This window comes from Aquincola sp. J276, assembly GCF_024700035.1.
In the GTDB taxonomy this organism is placed as follows: domain Bacteria; phylum Pseudomonadota; class Gammaproteobacteria; order Burkholderiales; family Burkholderiaceae_C; genus Aquincola; species Aquincola tertiaricarbonis.
On the sequence record NZ_JAJONC010000002.1, the window covers coordinates 1,756,935 to 1,772,130 of the forward strand.

Consider the following 15,196-nt stretch of genomic DNA (forward strand, 5'->3'; position numbering starts at 1 on the left):
CTAGCATCGATGCATTGCCCGGATGCTCGCCCGGGCTCCCGGAAAGGCCGCCATGCAACACCCCGAACCCGCCCTGCCCGCCCCGCCCTCGCCCAGCCCCGCCGCACTGCGGGCGGCACTGGCCACGTCGGAGGCGCTGCTGCAGATGAGCTCCCAGCTCGAGCTGCTGGCCATGGCGCTGGACGAGCTGGCGCACGAAAGCCAGCCAGCGCTGCGCCAGCAGGTGGCCGCCGTCACCGCGGCCGCCATCGACAAGGCGCGCGGGCGCTAGGCGGCCGGGCGCTGGCGCGCGACCTGCTGCACGAAGTGCTCCAGCGCGTCCGGGTCGAAGGGCTTGGTGAAGTGCGCATCGAAGCCCGCCGCCGCGGTGCGTTCGCGGTCCTGCGGCGCGCCCCAGCCGGTCACCGCCACGATGGTGGTGTGCGCCAGGCCCGCCTCCTGGCGCAGGCGGCGCGCCACCTCGTAGCCGTCCATGCCGGGCAGCCCGATGTCCAGCAGCACCAGCCAGGGGGCGGCCTGGCGCGCCAGGGCCAGGGCCTGCGGCCCGTCGGCGGCCGCACGCACCGCATGGCCGAACTCCTCCAGCAGCGCCACCAGCAGCTCGCGGCCGTCCTCGTTGTCCTCCACCACCAGGATGTGGCCGGCATCGCCGGCCTGCGTGGCGGCGGCACCGGCCTCGGGGCCAGGCGACGCCCTCTGCACACCCGGCGCCAGCGGCAGGTGCACGATGAAGCGGCTGCCATGGCCCAGGCCCTTGCTGTGCACCCGCACCTGGCCGCCATGCAGGTCCACCAGGCTCTTGACCAGCGACAGCCCGATGCCCAGCCCGCCCTGTGCCCGGCCGGCGGTGTGCGGCAGCTGGGTGAAGAGGTCGAACAGGCGTTCCTGGTCTTCCGGCGGAATGCCCACGCCGCTGTCGGCCACCTCGATGACGGCCTGGTCCTGCGAAACCGCGCCGGCGAGCTGGATCTGGCCGGCGTCGGGCGTGTACTTGATGGCGTTGTGCAGCAGGTTGGCCACCACCTGCACCATGCGCGTGGCATCGGCCTCCACCAGCACGTCCGGCGCGGGCAGTGACACCGTCAGCCGGTGGCCGGCGGCCTGCAGCTGCGGCGCCACGGTCTCGGCGGCCTGCTCCAGCACCGCGGCCAGCGCGATGCGGGTGCGCTGCAGATGGATCAGGCCGCGGTTGATGCGCGAGACCTCCAGCAGGTCGTCCACCAGCCGCGTGAGATGGGCCGACTGCCGGTCCACCACGTCCAGCGCCTGTTGCTGGCGCAGGGCATCGCCGCCGCGGCGCAGCAGCGCCAGCGCATAGCGGATGGGCGCCAGCGGATTGCGCAGCTCATGGGCCAGCGCGGCCAGGAACTCGTCCTTGCGGCGGTCCTGCTCGCGCAGCTTGCGCTGTCGCGCACCCGCTCGATGTGGGTCCAGCAGCGCTCCACCACCTCGGCCACCAGCGCGATGTCGTCGTCCGTCCAGTGGCGCGGCGTGGACTGGTGCACCGCCATCATCGCCACCAGCCGCTGGCCCTTGACCAGGCCGGCGCAGATGATGGCCTGGATGCCGATGGCATTGAACATGCGGCCGCCGGCCTCGTCGCCCAGCTCCGCATCCACGTCGTGCACCACCAGGTGCTGGCCGCGGCGGAGGTTGAAGGTGGCCTGCGGGCCGAAGCGCTCCAGCTCGTACACGCCGGCGCTGCTGTCCACGCCGGCGGCCGACCAGTCGTTGCGGATGGTGAAGCGGTTGCCGTCGGGTTCCACGTCGGCATAGGCGCAGCGGGTGGCGCGCAGGTGCTCGCCCAGCAGCCGGGCCACGGTGGACATCACGGTCTCGGGGTCGCTGAGGTGGCGGGTGGCCTCGCCCAGCTCGTCCAGGAAGGACAACCGCTCCTCGATGGCATGGCGCTTGGCGTCGGCCTGCAGGCTGTGGGTGATGTCGTTGCACACGCCGGCCCAGGCGGTGATGCGGCCGCCCTCGAACAGCGGACCGGCCAGGCAGGCCACATGGCGGTAGCTGCCGTCATGGCGGCGCAGGCGGTAACGGCCCTCGTACGGCGCGCCGGCCTGGACCGCCGCGCGCCAGCGCTCCGCGGCCTCGGCACGGTCGTCGGGGTGCAACGCCTGCAGCCAGCCGTCGCCGGCGTACTGCTCGCGGGTCTGGCCGGTGAAGCGGGCCCAGCCCGGGTTGTCACCCTCCAGCAGGCCTTGCGCCGAGGTCTTCCAGACGATGAAGCTGTCCGCCAGTGTCACCGGCGGAGGAATTGGAATTGCGGTCATGAACGGAACCCTGCGAAGGGAGACGCGGCCCTGGCCGCGGGGCATTGTGGTCCAGCGCCGCGGCCCTTGCAGGCCGCGCAGCCGCTGCGGCCTGGCCTGCTGACAAGCCTGGTTACGCACCATTTCAGGGATTACTAGCAGGCCCTGGCGGTGACCCGCTCCTAAGCTCAGGGCACCAACAGGAGGCGCTATGGCGGCACGGACGAACCTGAGGTGGGGCATCTGGCCGCTGGCCGCGGCCCTGTGGCTGGGCGCCTGCGGCGGTAGCGACGACGACGACGATGACGGCGGCCCTGGCATCGAGGTGCCCGGCGTGCAGCAGCCGGTGGAGATCGTGCGCGACAGGAACGGCGTTTCCCACATCTATGCCGCCAACGAGCGCGACCTGTTCTTCGCCCAGGGCTACAACGCCGCGCGCGACCGGCTGTGGCAGCTGGACCAGTGGCGCCGCCGCGGCGAAGGCAAGATGGCCGAGCAGTTCGGCCCCCGCTTCCTGGAGCATGACCGCGCGGCGCGGCTGTTCCTGTTCCGCGGCAACCTGGACGAGGAATTCGCCAGTTACCACCCGCGGGCGCGGCAGATCCTCACCGCCTTCTCCGAAGGCATCAATGCCTACATCGACGAGGCCAAGGCCAGCGCCGACAAGCTGCCCATCGAGTTCCGGCTGACGGGCACCGAGCCGGGCTACTGGTCGCCCACCTCGTCGCTGATCCGCATCTACGGCATCACCCGCAACGTGGGCAGCGAGATCTCGCTGGCCCGGCGCATCTCGGCCGTGGGCCTGGCCACCACCCAGGCGCTGACGGTGACCGAGCCGCCCACCGCCATCCAGGTGCCGGAAGACATCGATGTGGCCAGCTTCAACAACAGCATGCTGGCGCCCTACAGCCTGGCCCGCAACGGCCTGGCCTTCGAGGCCGGCGACTTTCCCAAGAGCCCGCTGGCGCTGAGCCAGCGCGAGGCCCTGGCCAAGGCGCTGTCCGGCGCGCGGGCGGGCGCCGCGGCACCCACGGAGGAACAGCTGGCCGTGCTGCGCACCGAGAGCAACAACTGGACGGTGCACGGGTCGCGCACCGCCAGCGGCAAGCCCATCCTCGCGGGCGATCCGCACCGGGCGATCGAGATGCCCTCGCTGCGCTACATGGTGCACCTGCATGCGCCGGGCTGGAACGTGATCGGTGCCGGCGAGCCGGCGCTGCCGGGCGTGTCGATGGGCCACAACGAACGCATCGCCTTCGGCCTGACCATCTTCGCCTTCGGCGACGAGGAAGACCTGTACGTCTACGACATCAACCCCGCCAACCCGCTGCAGTACCGCTACAACGGCGCCTGGGAAACCATGCGGGTGGTGAAGGAGCCGGTGACGGTGCGCGGCCAGCCCGGCACCACCGAGACCGAGTTGCGCTTCACCCGCCACGGCCCGGTGGTGCATGAGGACACCGCCCGCGGCAAGGCCTATGCGGTGCGCGCGGCCTACCTGGAATTTCCCGGCACCGCCGCCTACCTGGCCAGCCTGCGGCTGAACCAGGCCACCAACTGGACCGAGTTCACCGAAGGCATGGCCCGCCACTTCACGCCGGGCGAGAACATGGTGTACGCCGACGTGGACGGCAACATCGGCTGGTTCGGCGGTGCGCTGGCGCCGATACGCCCGCGGCAGGACTGGTCCGGCATGCTGCCGGTGCCCGGCGACGGCCGCTATGAATGGGCGGGCTACCTGCCCGGCTCCTTGCTGCCCCGGGTGCTGAATCCGCCGCAGGGCTTCTATGCCACCGCCAACGAGTTCAACGTGCCGGCCGACTATGCCTACCGCAGCATGTCGGCCACCGCCTGGGCCGAGCCCTACCGCTTCCAGCGCGCCAGCGAGGTGCTGGCCGCCAGCAGCGGTCACACGGTGGCCGACTCGGCGCGGCTGCAGATCGACGAGCTGTCCATCCCCGCGCGCACGCTGGGGCCGCTGCTCACCGGCCTGGGTACCACCGACCCGGAGCTGAACGAGGCGCTGCTGCTGCTGCGCGGCTGGAACCATGTGGTCAGCACCGATTCGGTGGCCGCCACCATCCATGAGCTGTGGATGCCGCGGCTGGTGGCGCAGGTGTCGCAGCGCATGGTGCCGGCGGCCGGGCGCGCGCTCTTCGGCAGCCTGTCGCGCCCGGTGGTGCTGGCCAGCTGGCGGCGCCCGATGCGGTGTTCGGTGCCGATCCGGTGGCCGGCCGTGATGCCCTGCTGCTGGACACGCTGAAGGCCACGCTGGAAGAGCTGAAGACGCTGCGCGGCTGGGACAAGTCCGCCTGGCAGTGGGGCCAGCTGCACCACATCCAGTTCGAGCATGAGCTGACGCCCTTCCTCACCGAGGCGCAGGCCGCTCCGCTGCAGACGCCGCGCTTCCCGGTGGGCGGCGACAACGACACGCTGCACCGCGCCTCCTACCGCACGTCGGATTTCCGCGTGACCAGCGGCGCGTCGTACCGGCAGGTGATCGACCTGGCCGACTGGGACAACTCGCTCGCCATCAACGTGCCAGGGCAGTCGGCCGACCCTGCCAGCCCGTACTACAAGAACCTGATCGAGGCGTGGGCCAAGGGCGAGTACTTCCCGATGGCCTTCAGCCGCGCCAAGGTGGACAGCCTGCGGGCCGACAGCCTGACGCTGCGGCCGGCGCGCTGAGCCGCCAGGGCTGCGCTCACACCACCGACAGCCCGCCGTCCGGCGGGGCGGCGGGACGGCTGCCGGGTGCGTCGGGCGGCGCGGTGACGATGGACGTGAGGCTGGGCGACACCGGGCCAAGCCGGCCGGCATCCGGGCGCGGGCGGCGCAGCACGGGGCTGCCGGCGAAGGCCTGCTCCATGGCCAGCGCAGCGCCCAGCAGCGCGCGGTCGCCGCGGAAGCGGCCCACCACCTGCAGGCCGAAGGGCATGCCACGCTCGTCCACGCCACAGGGCAGGCTCAGCGCGGGGTGGGTGGCCAGCGTGACCACATAGGTCAGTGCCAGCCAGCGGTAGTAGGTGTCCTGCGGTCGGCCGTCGATCTCGGCCGCATGCGGCTGCGTCCAGGGGAAGGGCGACACCGGCGTGGTGGGCGCCAGCAGCAGGTCGTGGTCCTCGAACACCTGCTGGAAGCGCTGGATGATGCGGGTGTGCTCGGCCTGCGCCCAGGCCGCGTCCAGCAGGCTCATGCGCGCGCCCATCTCGTAGTTGGCGCGCGGCGCGGGGCCCAGGCTGTCGGGGTCGCGCTCGTACAGCGCATGCATGCCGGCCACGAAGGCCTCGGCGCGCAGCACGTCGAAGCAGCGGTGCACCTCGCCCAGCTCGAAGCCCACCTCGTTGCAGGCCGCGAAGTGGTGGCGCATGGCGTCCACCTTGGCGCGCATCGCGCGGCGCACCAGCGGATCGACGTCGCAAGTGCCGAAGTCCTCCGTCCAGGCCACGCGCAGGCGCGAGAGGTCGGGCATCGGCGGCTGCAGGAAGTCCATCGGCTGCAGCGGATGGCTCAGCGGGTCGCCGGCATGCGGGCCGGCGCTGGCGGCCAGTTGCAGGCAGGCATCGGCCACGGTGCGGCCCATGGGGCCCACCACCGAGATGGGCGACCAGCCCAGGCTCTTGCGCACGCTGGGCACCACGCCGGGGGAAGGCCGCAGGCCCACCACGCCGCACTTGGCCGCCGGGATGCGCAAAGAACCGCCGGTGTCGGAGCCGGTGCACAGCGGCAGCAGGTCCAGCGCCAGCGCCGCGGCCGAGCCACCGGAGGAGCCGCCCGCGTTCAGCCGCGGATCGAACGGATTGCCGGTGGCGCCCCACACCGGGTTGCGCGAGTTGGCACCGGCGCCCAGCTCCGGCACGTTGGTCTTGCCCGCCACCAGCGCCCCGGCGCGGCGCAGCCGGGCCACCAGCTCCACGTCGGCGGTGGGCACGTGGTTGCGCAGGCTGGGCGTGCCTTGCGTGGTGAGCAGGCCTTCGGTGGCCTCCAGGTCCTTCACCCCCAGCGGCAGGCCGTGCAGCAGGCCCAGCGCCTGGCCGCGCATCACCGCCTGCTCGGCCTCGCGGGCCTCGCGCCGCGCGCGCTCGAAGCAGGTGGCGGTGATGGCATTGACGAAGGGATTCAGCCGCTCGATGCGCTGGATGCAGGCTTCCAGCAGCTCCACCGGCGACAACGCGCGGCTGCCGATCAGGCGCCGCAGTTCCACCGCGGACAGGGCGACCAGCGCATCGGCATCGCGCGGGGTGGAAGGAGACGGGTTCATGCTCACGGGCCGGGCTCAGTCGGGCTGGATGTTGGCGCGGCGGGCCACGGCGCGCATCAGCGGCAGTTCCTTGTCGATCTGCGCCACCGATTCGGCTGCACCGGCAAAGCGCGGCTCCGCGCCCTGGGCCAGCAGCGCCTCGCGGGCCTGCGGCGTGGCCAGGATCTCGGCCAGCGTGCGTTCCAGCGTGGCCCGCACCGGTGCCGGCGTGCCCTTGGGCGCCACCAGCATGATCCAGGTGTCGGCGTCCACCTCGGGGTAGCCGGCCTCGGCGAAGGTGGGCACGTCCGGCAGCTGCGAGGCGCGGCGGGCGGTGGTCACCGCGATCGCCTTCACCTTGCCCGCCTTGAGCTGCGGCAACGCCGCGGTCACCGTGTCCACCGAGAACGGCACCTGGCCGCCGATCAGGTCGGTCATGGCCGGTGCACTGCCCTTGTAGGGCACATGCAGCAGCTTGGCGCCCACCGCATGCAGCACGATCTCCGCGGTGAACTGGGAGGTGGTGCCGCTGCCGAAGGAGGCATAGGCGTACTGCTCGGGCCGCGCCTTGATGGCCTGCACGAAGCCCTTCACGTCGTTCACCGGCACCGACTTGTTGGCCAGCAGGATGAGCGGGATGCGCGCCACGATGCCCAGCGGGTCGAAGCTCTTGACCGGGTCGTACGGCAGGTTGGGCCGCAGCGCCGGGTTCACGGTGAAGGTGGAGCCGGAGCTGATGAGCAGGGTGTAGCCATCGGCCGGTGCCTTGGCCACCAGGCTCGCGCCCAGGATGGTGCCGGCTCCGGCGCGGTTGTCGATCACCACCGGCTGGCCCAGCCGCTCGCCCAGGTGCTTGCCGATCAGCCGGCCCACCACGTCGGCACTGCCGCCCGGCGGAAACGGCACCACCAGCGTGATGGGCCGCTGCGGCCAGGCGCCGGCGGCCTGGGCCCGCGCCGGCAGCACGGCCAGGGCCAGCAGGCCGGCCAGCGCGCCGCACATCACCCGCGCGATGAGGCGGCGCGGGCCGGCGGCAAGGGAGGGGTGGGTCATGGGGTGGCTCCGGCAGTGGGGTGTGTGGGTCCATCGTAGGAAGCGAAGGGGGCTGCAGCAATCGCGATGGTGCGAATCGAGCGTTGCCGCAAACGCAACGCTGGGCTAGGCTCTCCGCCATGCCCCGCATCCCGCCGCCGCCTGCCGCTGCCACGCCGCCGCGCCCCCGGCGCGCCGCGGCACGGCAGCGGTCGCTCAATCCGCGGGTGCTGCAGGAAGTGGCGCTGCAGCACTTCCTCGAGGTGGCGCACGCCGGCTCCATCACGCAGGCCGCGGCGCGGCTGGGCGTGGCGCCTTCGGCCGTCAGCCGCCAGGTGGCGCGGCTGGAGCGGGAGCTGGACACGCTGCTGTTCGAGCGCCGCGCCCGCGGCGTGGTGCTCAATTCGGCCGGCGAGATGCTCGCCGCGCATGCCCGCCGCGCCTGGCTGGACATCGAGCGCGTGGCCGAGGACATCCTGGCCCTGCGCGGCCTGCGCAAGGACCAGGTGCGCGTGGCCGCCACCGAGGGCTTCGCCTACGAGTTCCTGCCCAGCCTGGTGGCGCAGTACCAGTCGCGCAATCCGCATGTGAGCTTCCTGCTGCAGATGTGCGTGCAGGCCGAGGTGGTGCGCCGCGTGCGCGAGGGCGAGGCGGACATCGGCGTCACCGTCAACCTCACGTCGGAGCGCGACCTGAACGTGGAGCTGCGGCATCCCTCGCCGGTGCTGGCGGTGGTGGCCGCGGGCCATCCGCTGGCGGGGCGGCGGCAGGTGTCGCTGGCGCAGGTGGTGGCCTATCCGCTGGCCATGCCCTCGGCCTCCTCCACGCTGCGGCGGCTGCTGGACGTGGGCTTCAGCCGCCAGGGCCTGGCCTACGACACCCGTTTCAGCAGCGACCACCTGTTTCCGCTGGTGGCCTACGTGGCCGAGACGCAGGCCGTCACCTTCTGCGGCGAGCTGGCATTGCGCCAGCACCTGCGGCACGGCTCGGTGGTGGCGGTGCCATTGCGCGACCGCGAGATGACCGAGCGCCACTTCGAGGTGCAGACGCTGGCCGGCCGCCACCTGCCCGACAGTGCACGCGCCTTCATCGACCACCTGCGCCAGCAGCTGGAGCAGGCCCGCGGCTGAAGCCACCAGCCTTGCGGCCAGCGCAACGCAGCTTTCAAGCCCGGCGGGGCGCGAACCGGTGCCGCTGCGCGGAATAATCCGCCGCATGACCTGCCCGACGTACCGCATGCCGGCGCGCCTGCGCCGCCCTCCCCTGGCGCCGCACGCCATGCCGCAGCCATGACAAGCCACATCCTGGTGCTGGGCGCCGGCATGGTGGGCAGCTGCACCGCGCTGCACCTGGCGCTGCGCGGCCATGCGGTCACGCTGGTGGACCGCCGCGAGCCCGGCCGCGAAACGTCCTACGGAAATGCCGGCATCATCCAGCGCGAAGCGGTGGAGCCCTATGCCTTCCCGCGGCAGGTTGGCAAGCTGCTGCGCGTGGCGCTGAAGCAGGGCGCCGACGTGAACTACCACCTGGCCGCCCTGCCCCGCCTGGCCGCGCCGCTGACGCGCTACTGGGCGGCCTCGCAGCCGCAGCGGCATGCCCGCATCGCGCGCGACCATGCGGCGCTCATCGCCCACGCCACCACCGAGCACCAGCAGCTCATCACGCTGGCGGATGCCGGGGCGCTGGTGCGCCGGCAGGGCTACCGCTGGGTGTTCCGCAGCCCGGCGGCGCTGGACGCGGCCAGCGCACAGGCCCGCCGGCTGGCCGAGGCGCATGGCCTGCGCATCGAGCTGCTGGATGCCGCCGGCATGGCCCGCGCCGAGCCGGCGCTGCGCCGGCCGGTGGCTGGCGGCGTGCACTGGCTCGACCCATGGACCGTGGCCGATCCCGGCGAGCTGGTGGCGCGCTATGCGCAGGCGCTGGTGCAGCACGGCGGCCGGTTGCTGCGCGGCGATGCCACCAGCCTGGCTGCCGCCGGCAGCGGCTGGAAGGTGCGCACCGACGAAGGCGAGGTGCAGGCCGGGCAGGCCGTCATCGCCCTGGGCCCCTGGTCGGATGCGTTGCTGCAGCGGCTGGGCTACCGCTACCCGCTGTTCGTCAAGCGCGGCTACCACCGGCACTACCGCAGCGCCACGCCGCCGCAGGTGTCGCTGTACGACCTGGAGGCCGGCCTGGTGATGGGGCCGATGCGCCAGGGCGTGCGGGTGACCACCGGCGCCGAGTTCGCGGCCCTGGAAGCCGCGCCCACGCCGGTGCAGATGCAGCGCGCCGAAGCGCTGGCGCGAGAGCTGGTGGACCTGGGCCCGCCGGCCGAACCCGAGCCCTGGATGGGTGCCCGCCCCTGCACCGCTGACATGCTGCCGCTGATCGGCGCGGCGCCGCGCCACCGCGGCCTGTGGCTCAACCTGGGCCATGCACACCAGGGCTTCACGCTCGGGCCGGTGAGCGGCCGGCTGCTGGCCGAGCTGGTGGACGGCCGCACGCCGGTGGTCGATCCCGCGCCCTACGCGCCCACGCGCTTCGGCTGACAGCGCGGCTTCAGATGGACGGCTGGTTCACCCGGCGCGACAGCTGCTCGGCCGACTCTTTTCGCTCGCTGTAGCGGTCCACCAGGTAAGGCGCCACGTCGCGTGTGAGCAGCGTGAACTTCACCAGTTCTTCGATCACGTCGACCACGCGGTCGTAGTAGGCCGAAGGCTTCATGCGGCCTTCTTCGGTGAACTCGTTGAAGGCCTTGGCCACCGACGACTGGTTGGGGATGGTGATCATGCGCATCCAGCGGCCCAGCACCCGCATCTGGTTCACCGCATTGAAGGACTGCGAGCCGCCCGACACCTCCATCACCGCCAGCGTCTTGCCCTGGGTGGGCCGCACCGCGCCCACGGCCAGCGGGATCCAGTCGATCTGCGACTTCATGATGCCGGTCATCGCGCCATGGCGTTCGGGCGAGGTCCACACCATGCCTTCGCTCCACGCGGCCAGCGTGCGCAGCTCCACCACCTTGGGATGGCTGTCGGGCGCGCCGTCGGGCAGCGGCAGGCCGGCCGGGTCGAAGATGCGCACCTCCGCCCCCAGGGCCTGCAGCAGCCGCGCCGCCTCGAAGGTGAGCAGCCGGCTGTAGGAGCGCTCGCGCAGCGAGCCGTACAGCATCAGGATGCGCGGCGCATGGGTGGAAGGTGCGGGCCGCAGCGCCTCGGCGCTGGGCGGGTGGAAGAGCGTGGCGTCCAGCGCGGGCAGGTCGGTGCTGAGGTTCATGCGGCCCGATTCTCGTACCAGCCCTGGCTGCGGTTGACCACCGCCACCACCGCCAGCATCACCGGCACCTCGATCAGCACGCCGACCACGGTGGCCAGCGCGGCCCCGGACTGGAAGCCGAACAGGCTGATCGCCGTGGCCACCGCCAGCTCGAAGAAATTGCTGGCGCCGATGAGGGCCGAAGGTCCGGCCACGCAATGCGCCACGCCCAGCCGGCGGTTCAGCCAGTAGGCCAGGCCGGAATTGAGCACCACCTGGATCAGGATGGGCACCGCCAGCAGCGCGATGACCAGCGGCTGCCGCAGGATGGCCTCGCCCTGGAAGGCGAACAGCAGCACCAGCGTGAGCAGCAGCGCCGCGATGGACCACGGCCCCAGCCGCGAGGCCACCGCCGAGAAGTGCGCCGTGCCCCGGCGCAGCAGCGCACGCCGCCACACCTGCGCGATGACCACCGGCACCACGATGTACAGGCCCACGGAGGTGAGCAGCGTGTCCCACGGCACGGTGATGGACGACAGCCCCAGCAGCAGCGCCACGATGGGCGCGAAGGCCACCACCATGATGGCGTCGTTGAGCGCCACCTGCGACAAGGTGAAGTACGGATCGCCCTTGCACAGCTGGCTCCACACGAACACCATCGCCGTGCACGGCGCGGCCGCCAGCAGGATGAGGCCGGCCACGTAGCTGTCCAGCTGGTCGGCCGGCAGCCAGGGCGCGAACACCTGGCGGATGAAGATCCAGCCCAGCAGCGCCATCGAGAACGGCTTGACCGCCCAGTTGATGAACAGCGTGACGCCGATGCCGCGCACATGCGACTTCACCTGGCCCAATGCGCCGAAGTCGATCTTCAGCAGCATCGGGATGATCATCACCCAGATGAGCACGCCCACCGGCAGGTTGACCTGCGACACCTCCATCGCGGCCACGGCGCGGAAGAAGCCGGGCAGCCACTGGCCCAGCGCGATGCCGGCCACGATGCACAGGGCCACCCACACCGTGAGGTAGCGCTCGAAGAAGCCGATGGCCGGCTGCGTGGCTGGCGTGCCCAGCGTGCGTTGGAGCGGGGAAGTGCTCATGTCAGGCCACCGCGATGCGGTCCAGCGCCTGCTGCAGCTCGGCGTCGCCCATCGTCTCCAGCGGCAGCGCCAGCAGCTGCAGCATGCGGTAGCCGATGGCCTGGCGCGTCAGCTCGAAGGCCTGCGGCCTGTCGGCCTCGGGCGCGTTGGACGGATCGGGGTAGCCCCAGTGCGCCTTCACCGGGCTGCCCGGCCACCAGGGGCAGGTCTCGGCGGCGGCGCTGTCGCACACGGTGATGACGATGCGCATGTTCGGCGCCTCGGGCCCGGTGAACTCGTCCCAGCTCTTGGAGCGGTGGCCGCGGGTGTCCACGCCCGCGGCGGCCAGGGCCTGCGTGGCATGCGGGTTGATGCGGCCGCTGGGGGCGCTGCCGGCGCTGTAGGCCCGCACGTCGCGGCCCAGACGTTGTGCCCAGTGGTTGAGCATGCCTTCGCTCAGCACGCTGCGTGCGGAGTTGTGGGTGCAGAGGATGAGGACGTTGGTGGTCATGGGGTGGGGCGCCGCGCGGAGATTCAGGCCTTGCCGATGGCGTCGATGTCCTGCTGGATGGCCAGCCGCTGCAGGCTTTCCAGCGGCAGGGCCATCATCAGCTCGATGCGGCGCTTCAGGGTGACGGCGGCGTCCATGAACACCCGGGCCGTCTCCTCCTCGCTGCCCTGGAACTGCGCCGGATCGGGCATGCCCCAGTGCGCCGTCATCGGCTGGCCGGGCCACACCGGGCAGGCTTCGCCGGCCGCGCTGTCGCACACGGTGAACACGAAGTCCAGCCGCGGCGCATCGGCCGACGCGAACTCGCCCCAGCTCTTGCTGCGGTAGCCGGTGTCGGCAATGCCCAGTGCGCGCAGCGTGGCCAGCGCCTGCGGATGCACCGTGCCGCGCGGGCTGCTGCCCGCCGAATGCGCCACGAAGCGGCCGCCGCCCAGGTGGTTCATCAGGCCTTCGGCCAGGATGGAGCGGGCGGAATTGCCGGTGCACACGAACAGCACCTGCCAGGTCTTGGGATTCATGATGATCTCCACACTTCCAGTTTTCTCGAAATGTGGACGGATCATAGCGCAAGGAAGCCGTCCACTTCCTGCGCGGTGCTGCGGGCGGTGCGCATCACGCCGATCAGCGTGGCCGAGGCCATGCCGGTCCATTCGCCATAGCCCACCAGCCACAGCCGCGGCTGCAGGCTGCTGCGGGTGCCCTGCACCGCCACGCGGCCCTGTGCATCCACCACGCCCAGCGGCTGCAGGTGGCGCAGCGCCGGCCGGAAGCCGGTGCACCAGACCACCGCGTCGAAGTCCTGCTGCACGCCATCCAGCCAGCGCACGCCGGTGGCGGTGAAGCGCTCGAACATCGGCCGCGCCACCAGCACGCCGCGTGCGCGCGCTTCCCGCACCGAGGCCACCATCACGATGTCGCCCAGCCCGCCGGGCGGGTCGTCCGGCACCAGCCCCTGCTGCAGCGCGCGCCAGCGTTGCGTGGCCCGCTCGAACAGCACCCGGCCGTCCACCTCGTCGGGCAGGAAGCGCGGCGGCGCCGCGGTGCACCACACGGCCTGCGCGGCCTGCGACAGCTCGGCCAGGATCTGCGCGCCGGAGTTGCCGCCGCCCACCACCAGCACCCGCTGGCCGGCCAGGCCGTCGGGGCCGGCATAGTCGGCCGAATGCAGCTGCCGCCCCCGGTACAGCGCCTGGCCCGGGTACTGCGGCCGGTATGGCTCGCGCCAGGTGCCGGTGGCGCTCACCACCGCGCGGGCGCGCCAGCCGTGCCGGCTGCCGTCGGCAGCCTCGGCCTGCAGCTGCAGGTGGCTACCCTCGTCGGTCACGGCCCGCACCTGCCAGGGCCGCCGCACCGGCAGGGCGTAACGTGCCTCGTAGCGGGCCAGGTAGTCGATCACCTCGTCGCGCTGCGGCTCGGCCTGTGCAGTGGCCGGCATCATCCAGCCGGCCAGCGAGCTGGACGAGGCCGGCGAGAACAGCCGCAGCGAAGGCCAGGCATGCCGCCAGGCGCCGCCGGGAGCGGGCTCCGCATCCAGGATGCAGAAGGAACGCCGGGTGCGCCGCAGGAAGTAACCCACCGACAGGCCGGCCTGTCCGCCGCCGATCAAGGCGACGTCCACCTCCGTCGATGCTGCTGTGCTGTCCACCGGCCACCTCCTTCGCGAGGAGGCCGATGGTAGTCAGCCGCGCTGGCGCAGCCGTTCGCGGATGGGGCCCAGCACCTCCTCGTCGTGCTGGCCCAGCAGCGGCGGCGCGGTGACCTCCAGCGACCGCTGGCCGTCGAAGCTGACCGGCGAGCGCACGGTGCGCCAGGTGCCGGTGACCGGGTGCGGCGTGTCGATGGCCAGCTGCAGGTGGCGCGCCTGCGGGTCTTCCAGCGCCTCGCTGGTGTCGTACATCGGCGCATGCGGCACGTCGCGCGCCTGCAGCCGGTCGCACCAGTCGGCGCGGGTGCGCGTCTTGAAGCGTTCGCCCAGCAGCTCGATCAGCTGCTCCTGGTGGGCGATGCGGCCTTCACGCGTGGCAAAGCGCTCGTCCTTGAAGATGTCCGGCCGCTCGATGGCATCGGCCAGGCCCTGCCAGAACTTCTCGGGCGACGACATGTGCAGCGCCAGCCACTTGCCGTCGGCACAGGCCAGCACGTAGGACTGCGACACGCTGGGCCGGCTGAAGGGGCCCATCACCTCGCCCTCGGCGAAGTAGTGGGTGAAGGCATCGAGGTTGAAGTGGCACATCGCCTCCAGCATCGACACCTCCACCCGCCGGCCGACGCCGGTGCGGCCGCGTTCGATCAGCGCGCCCATCACGCCATAGGCGGCGTAGAAGCCGGTCATCGCGTCGGCCAATGCCGGACCCACCACCCGCGGATTGGCCGGGTTGATCAGCAGGTTGAGGTAGCCGCTGGCGGCCTGGGCCACGGTGTCATAGGCCGGGCGGCCGGCGGCCGGGCCGTCCTGCCCGAAGCCGCTGATGGCGCAGTAAACCAGCCGTGGATTGAGCTGGTGCAGCCGCTGCCAGCCCGCGCCCAGGCGCTCGGCCGCACCGGGGCGGAAGTTCTGGATGTAGACGTCGGCCTCGCGCACCAGCTCGTCGAAGGCGGCGGCGTCCTCCGGCAGCTTGGTGTTGAGCGTGATGCTCTGCTTGTTGCGGTTGTAGGTCTGGAAGTGCGGGCTGTACAGGCCGCCGCGGAAGGCCCGGAACGGGTCGCCGCTGCCGGGCTGCTCGATCTTGATCACCCGCGCGCCCAGGTCGGCCAGCAGCATGCCGGCGGCCGGGCCGGTGATGAAGGTGCCTTGCTCCAGCACGGTGATGCCTTCGAGAACCTTGAACATTGCTTGTCGCCC

12 protein-coding genes and 2 pseudogenes are annotated in these 15,196 nt (G+C 72.0%); 4 read left to right on the forward strand and 10 right to left on the reverse strand.

The window, feature by feature from the left end:
* Nucleotides 1-52: 52 nt before the first annotated feature.
* A complete protein-coding gene (locus tag LRS14_RS25985) occupies nt 53-271 on the forward strand; it encodes a hypothetical protein (protein WP_046113667.1) in 219 nt (72 codons plus the stop codon).
* On the opposite strand, the gene LRS14_RS25990 is transcribed toward LRS14_RS25985, so the two are convergent.
* Nucleotides 268-1,551, reverse strand: coding sequence for an ATP-binding protein (locus LRS14_RS25990; protein WP_257802227.1), 1,284 nt, complete (start codon nt 1,549-1,551; stop codon nt 268-270). The genes LRS14_RS25985 and LRS14_RS25990 overlap by 4 nt on opposite strands.
* Nucleotides 1,437-2,582: pseudogene (locus tag LRS14_RS25995) on the reverse strand (PAS domain-containing protein); the annotation flags it as partial. The pseudogene LRS14_RS25995 and the gene LRS14_RS25990, both read right to left, overlap by 115 nt.
* Here LRS14_RS25995 and LRS14_RS26000 point away from each other — a divergent pair.
* Nucleotides 2,534-4,949, forward strand: a pseudogene (locus LRS14_RS26000) (penicillin acylase family protein); the annotation flags it as partial. The pseudogenes LRS14_RS25995 and LRS14_RS26000 overlap by 49 nt on opposite strands.
* A gap of 16 nt (nt 4,950-4,965) precedes the next feature.
* Here the strand turns inward: LRS14_RS26000 and LRS14_RS26005 are convergent.
* Nucleotides 4,966-6,522, reverse strand: a complete 1,557-nt coding sequence (locus tag LRS14_RS26005; RefSeq protein WP_257802228.1) for an amidase — start codon at nt 6,520-6,522, stop codon at nt 4,966-4,968.
* A gap of 15 nt (nt 6,523-6,537) precedes the next feature.
* A complete protein-coding gene (locus LRS14_RS26010; RefSeq protein WP_257801668.1) occupies nt 6,538-7,554 on the reverse strand; it encodes a tripartite tricarboxylate transporter substrate binding protein in 1,017 nt (338 codons plus the stop codon).
* A gap of 119 nt (nt 7,555-7,673) precedes the next feature.
* On the opposite strand from LRS14_RS26010, the gene LRS14_RS26015 reads away from it, so the two are divergent.
* Both LRS14_RS26015 and LRS14_RS26020 read left to right on the forward strand, forming a co-directional pair.
* Nucleotides 7,674-8,663: a LysR family transcriptional regulator gene (locus LRS14_RS26015; RefSeq protein ID WP_083440610.1), complete on the forward strand. Its 990-nt coding sequence runs from the start codon at nt 7,674-7,676 to the stop codon at nt 8,661-8,663.
* A 159-nt stretch (nt 8,664-8,822) separates the two neighbouring features.
* Nucleotides 8,823-10,061, forward strand: coding sequence for an FAD-binding oxidoreductase (locus LRS14_RS26020; protein ID WP_257801669.1), 1,239 nt, complete (start codon nt 8,823-8,825; stop codon nt 10,059-10,061).
* Between the two features lie 10 nt (nt 10,062-10,071).
* Here LRS14_RS26020 and arsH read toward each other — a convergent pair whose 3' ends face one another.
* Genes arsH through LRS14_RS26050 form a run of 6 tightly spaced genes read right to left on the reverse strand, consistent with a single transcriptional unit; the run spans nt 10,072 to nt 15,184 of the window.
* Nucleotides 10,072-10,788, reverse strand: a complete 717-nt coding sequence (arsH, locus tag LRS14_RS26025) for an arsenical resistance protein ArsH (protein ID WP_257801670.1) — start codon at nt 10,786-10,788, stop codon at nt 10,072-10,074.
* The gene (gene arsB, locus LRS14_RS26030) at nt 10,785-11,864 is read right to left on the reverse strand and encodes an ACR3 family arsenite efflux transporter (RefSeq protein WP_257801671.1); all 1,080 of its coding nucleotides are present in this window, start codon (nt 11,862-11,864) and stop codon (nt 10,785-10,787) included. Before arsB ends, arsH begins: the two co-directional genes overlap by 4 nt.
* 1 nt (nt 11,865) lies before the next feature.
* A complete protein-coding gene (locus LRS14_RS26035) occupies nt 11,866-12,354 on the reverse strand; it encodes an arsenate reductase ArsC (protein ID WP_046113661.1) in 489 nt (162 codons plus the stop codon).
* 23 nt (nt 12,355-12,377) lie between these two features.
* Entirely contained in the window at nt 12,378-12,875 is a 498-nt protein-coding gene (locus tag LRS14_RS26040; RefSeq protein WP_157039587.1) for an arsenate reductase ArsC, read from the reverse strand.
* 38 nt (nt 12,876-12,913) lie between these two features.
* Nucleotides 12,914-13,999, reverse strand: coding sequence for an ArsO family NAD(P)H-dependent flavin-containing monooxygenase (locus LRS14_RS26045; RefSeq protein ID WP_257801672.1), 1,086 nt, complete (start codon nt 13,997-13,999; stop codon nt 12,914-12,916).
* Nucleotides 14,000-14,032: 33 nt separating this feature from the next.
* Nucleotides 14,033-15,184, reverse strand: coding sequence for a CaiB/BaiF CoA-transferase family protein (locus LRS14_RS26050; protein ID WP_257801673.1), 1,152 nt, complete (start codon nt 15,182-15,184; stop codon nt 14,033-14,035).
* Nucleotides 15,185-15,196: the final 12 nt, after the last annotated feature.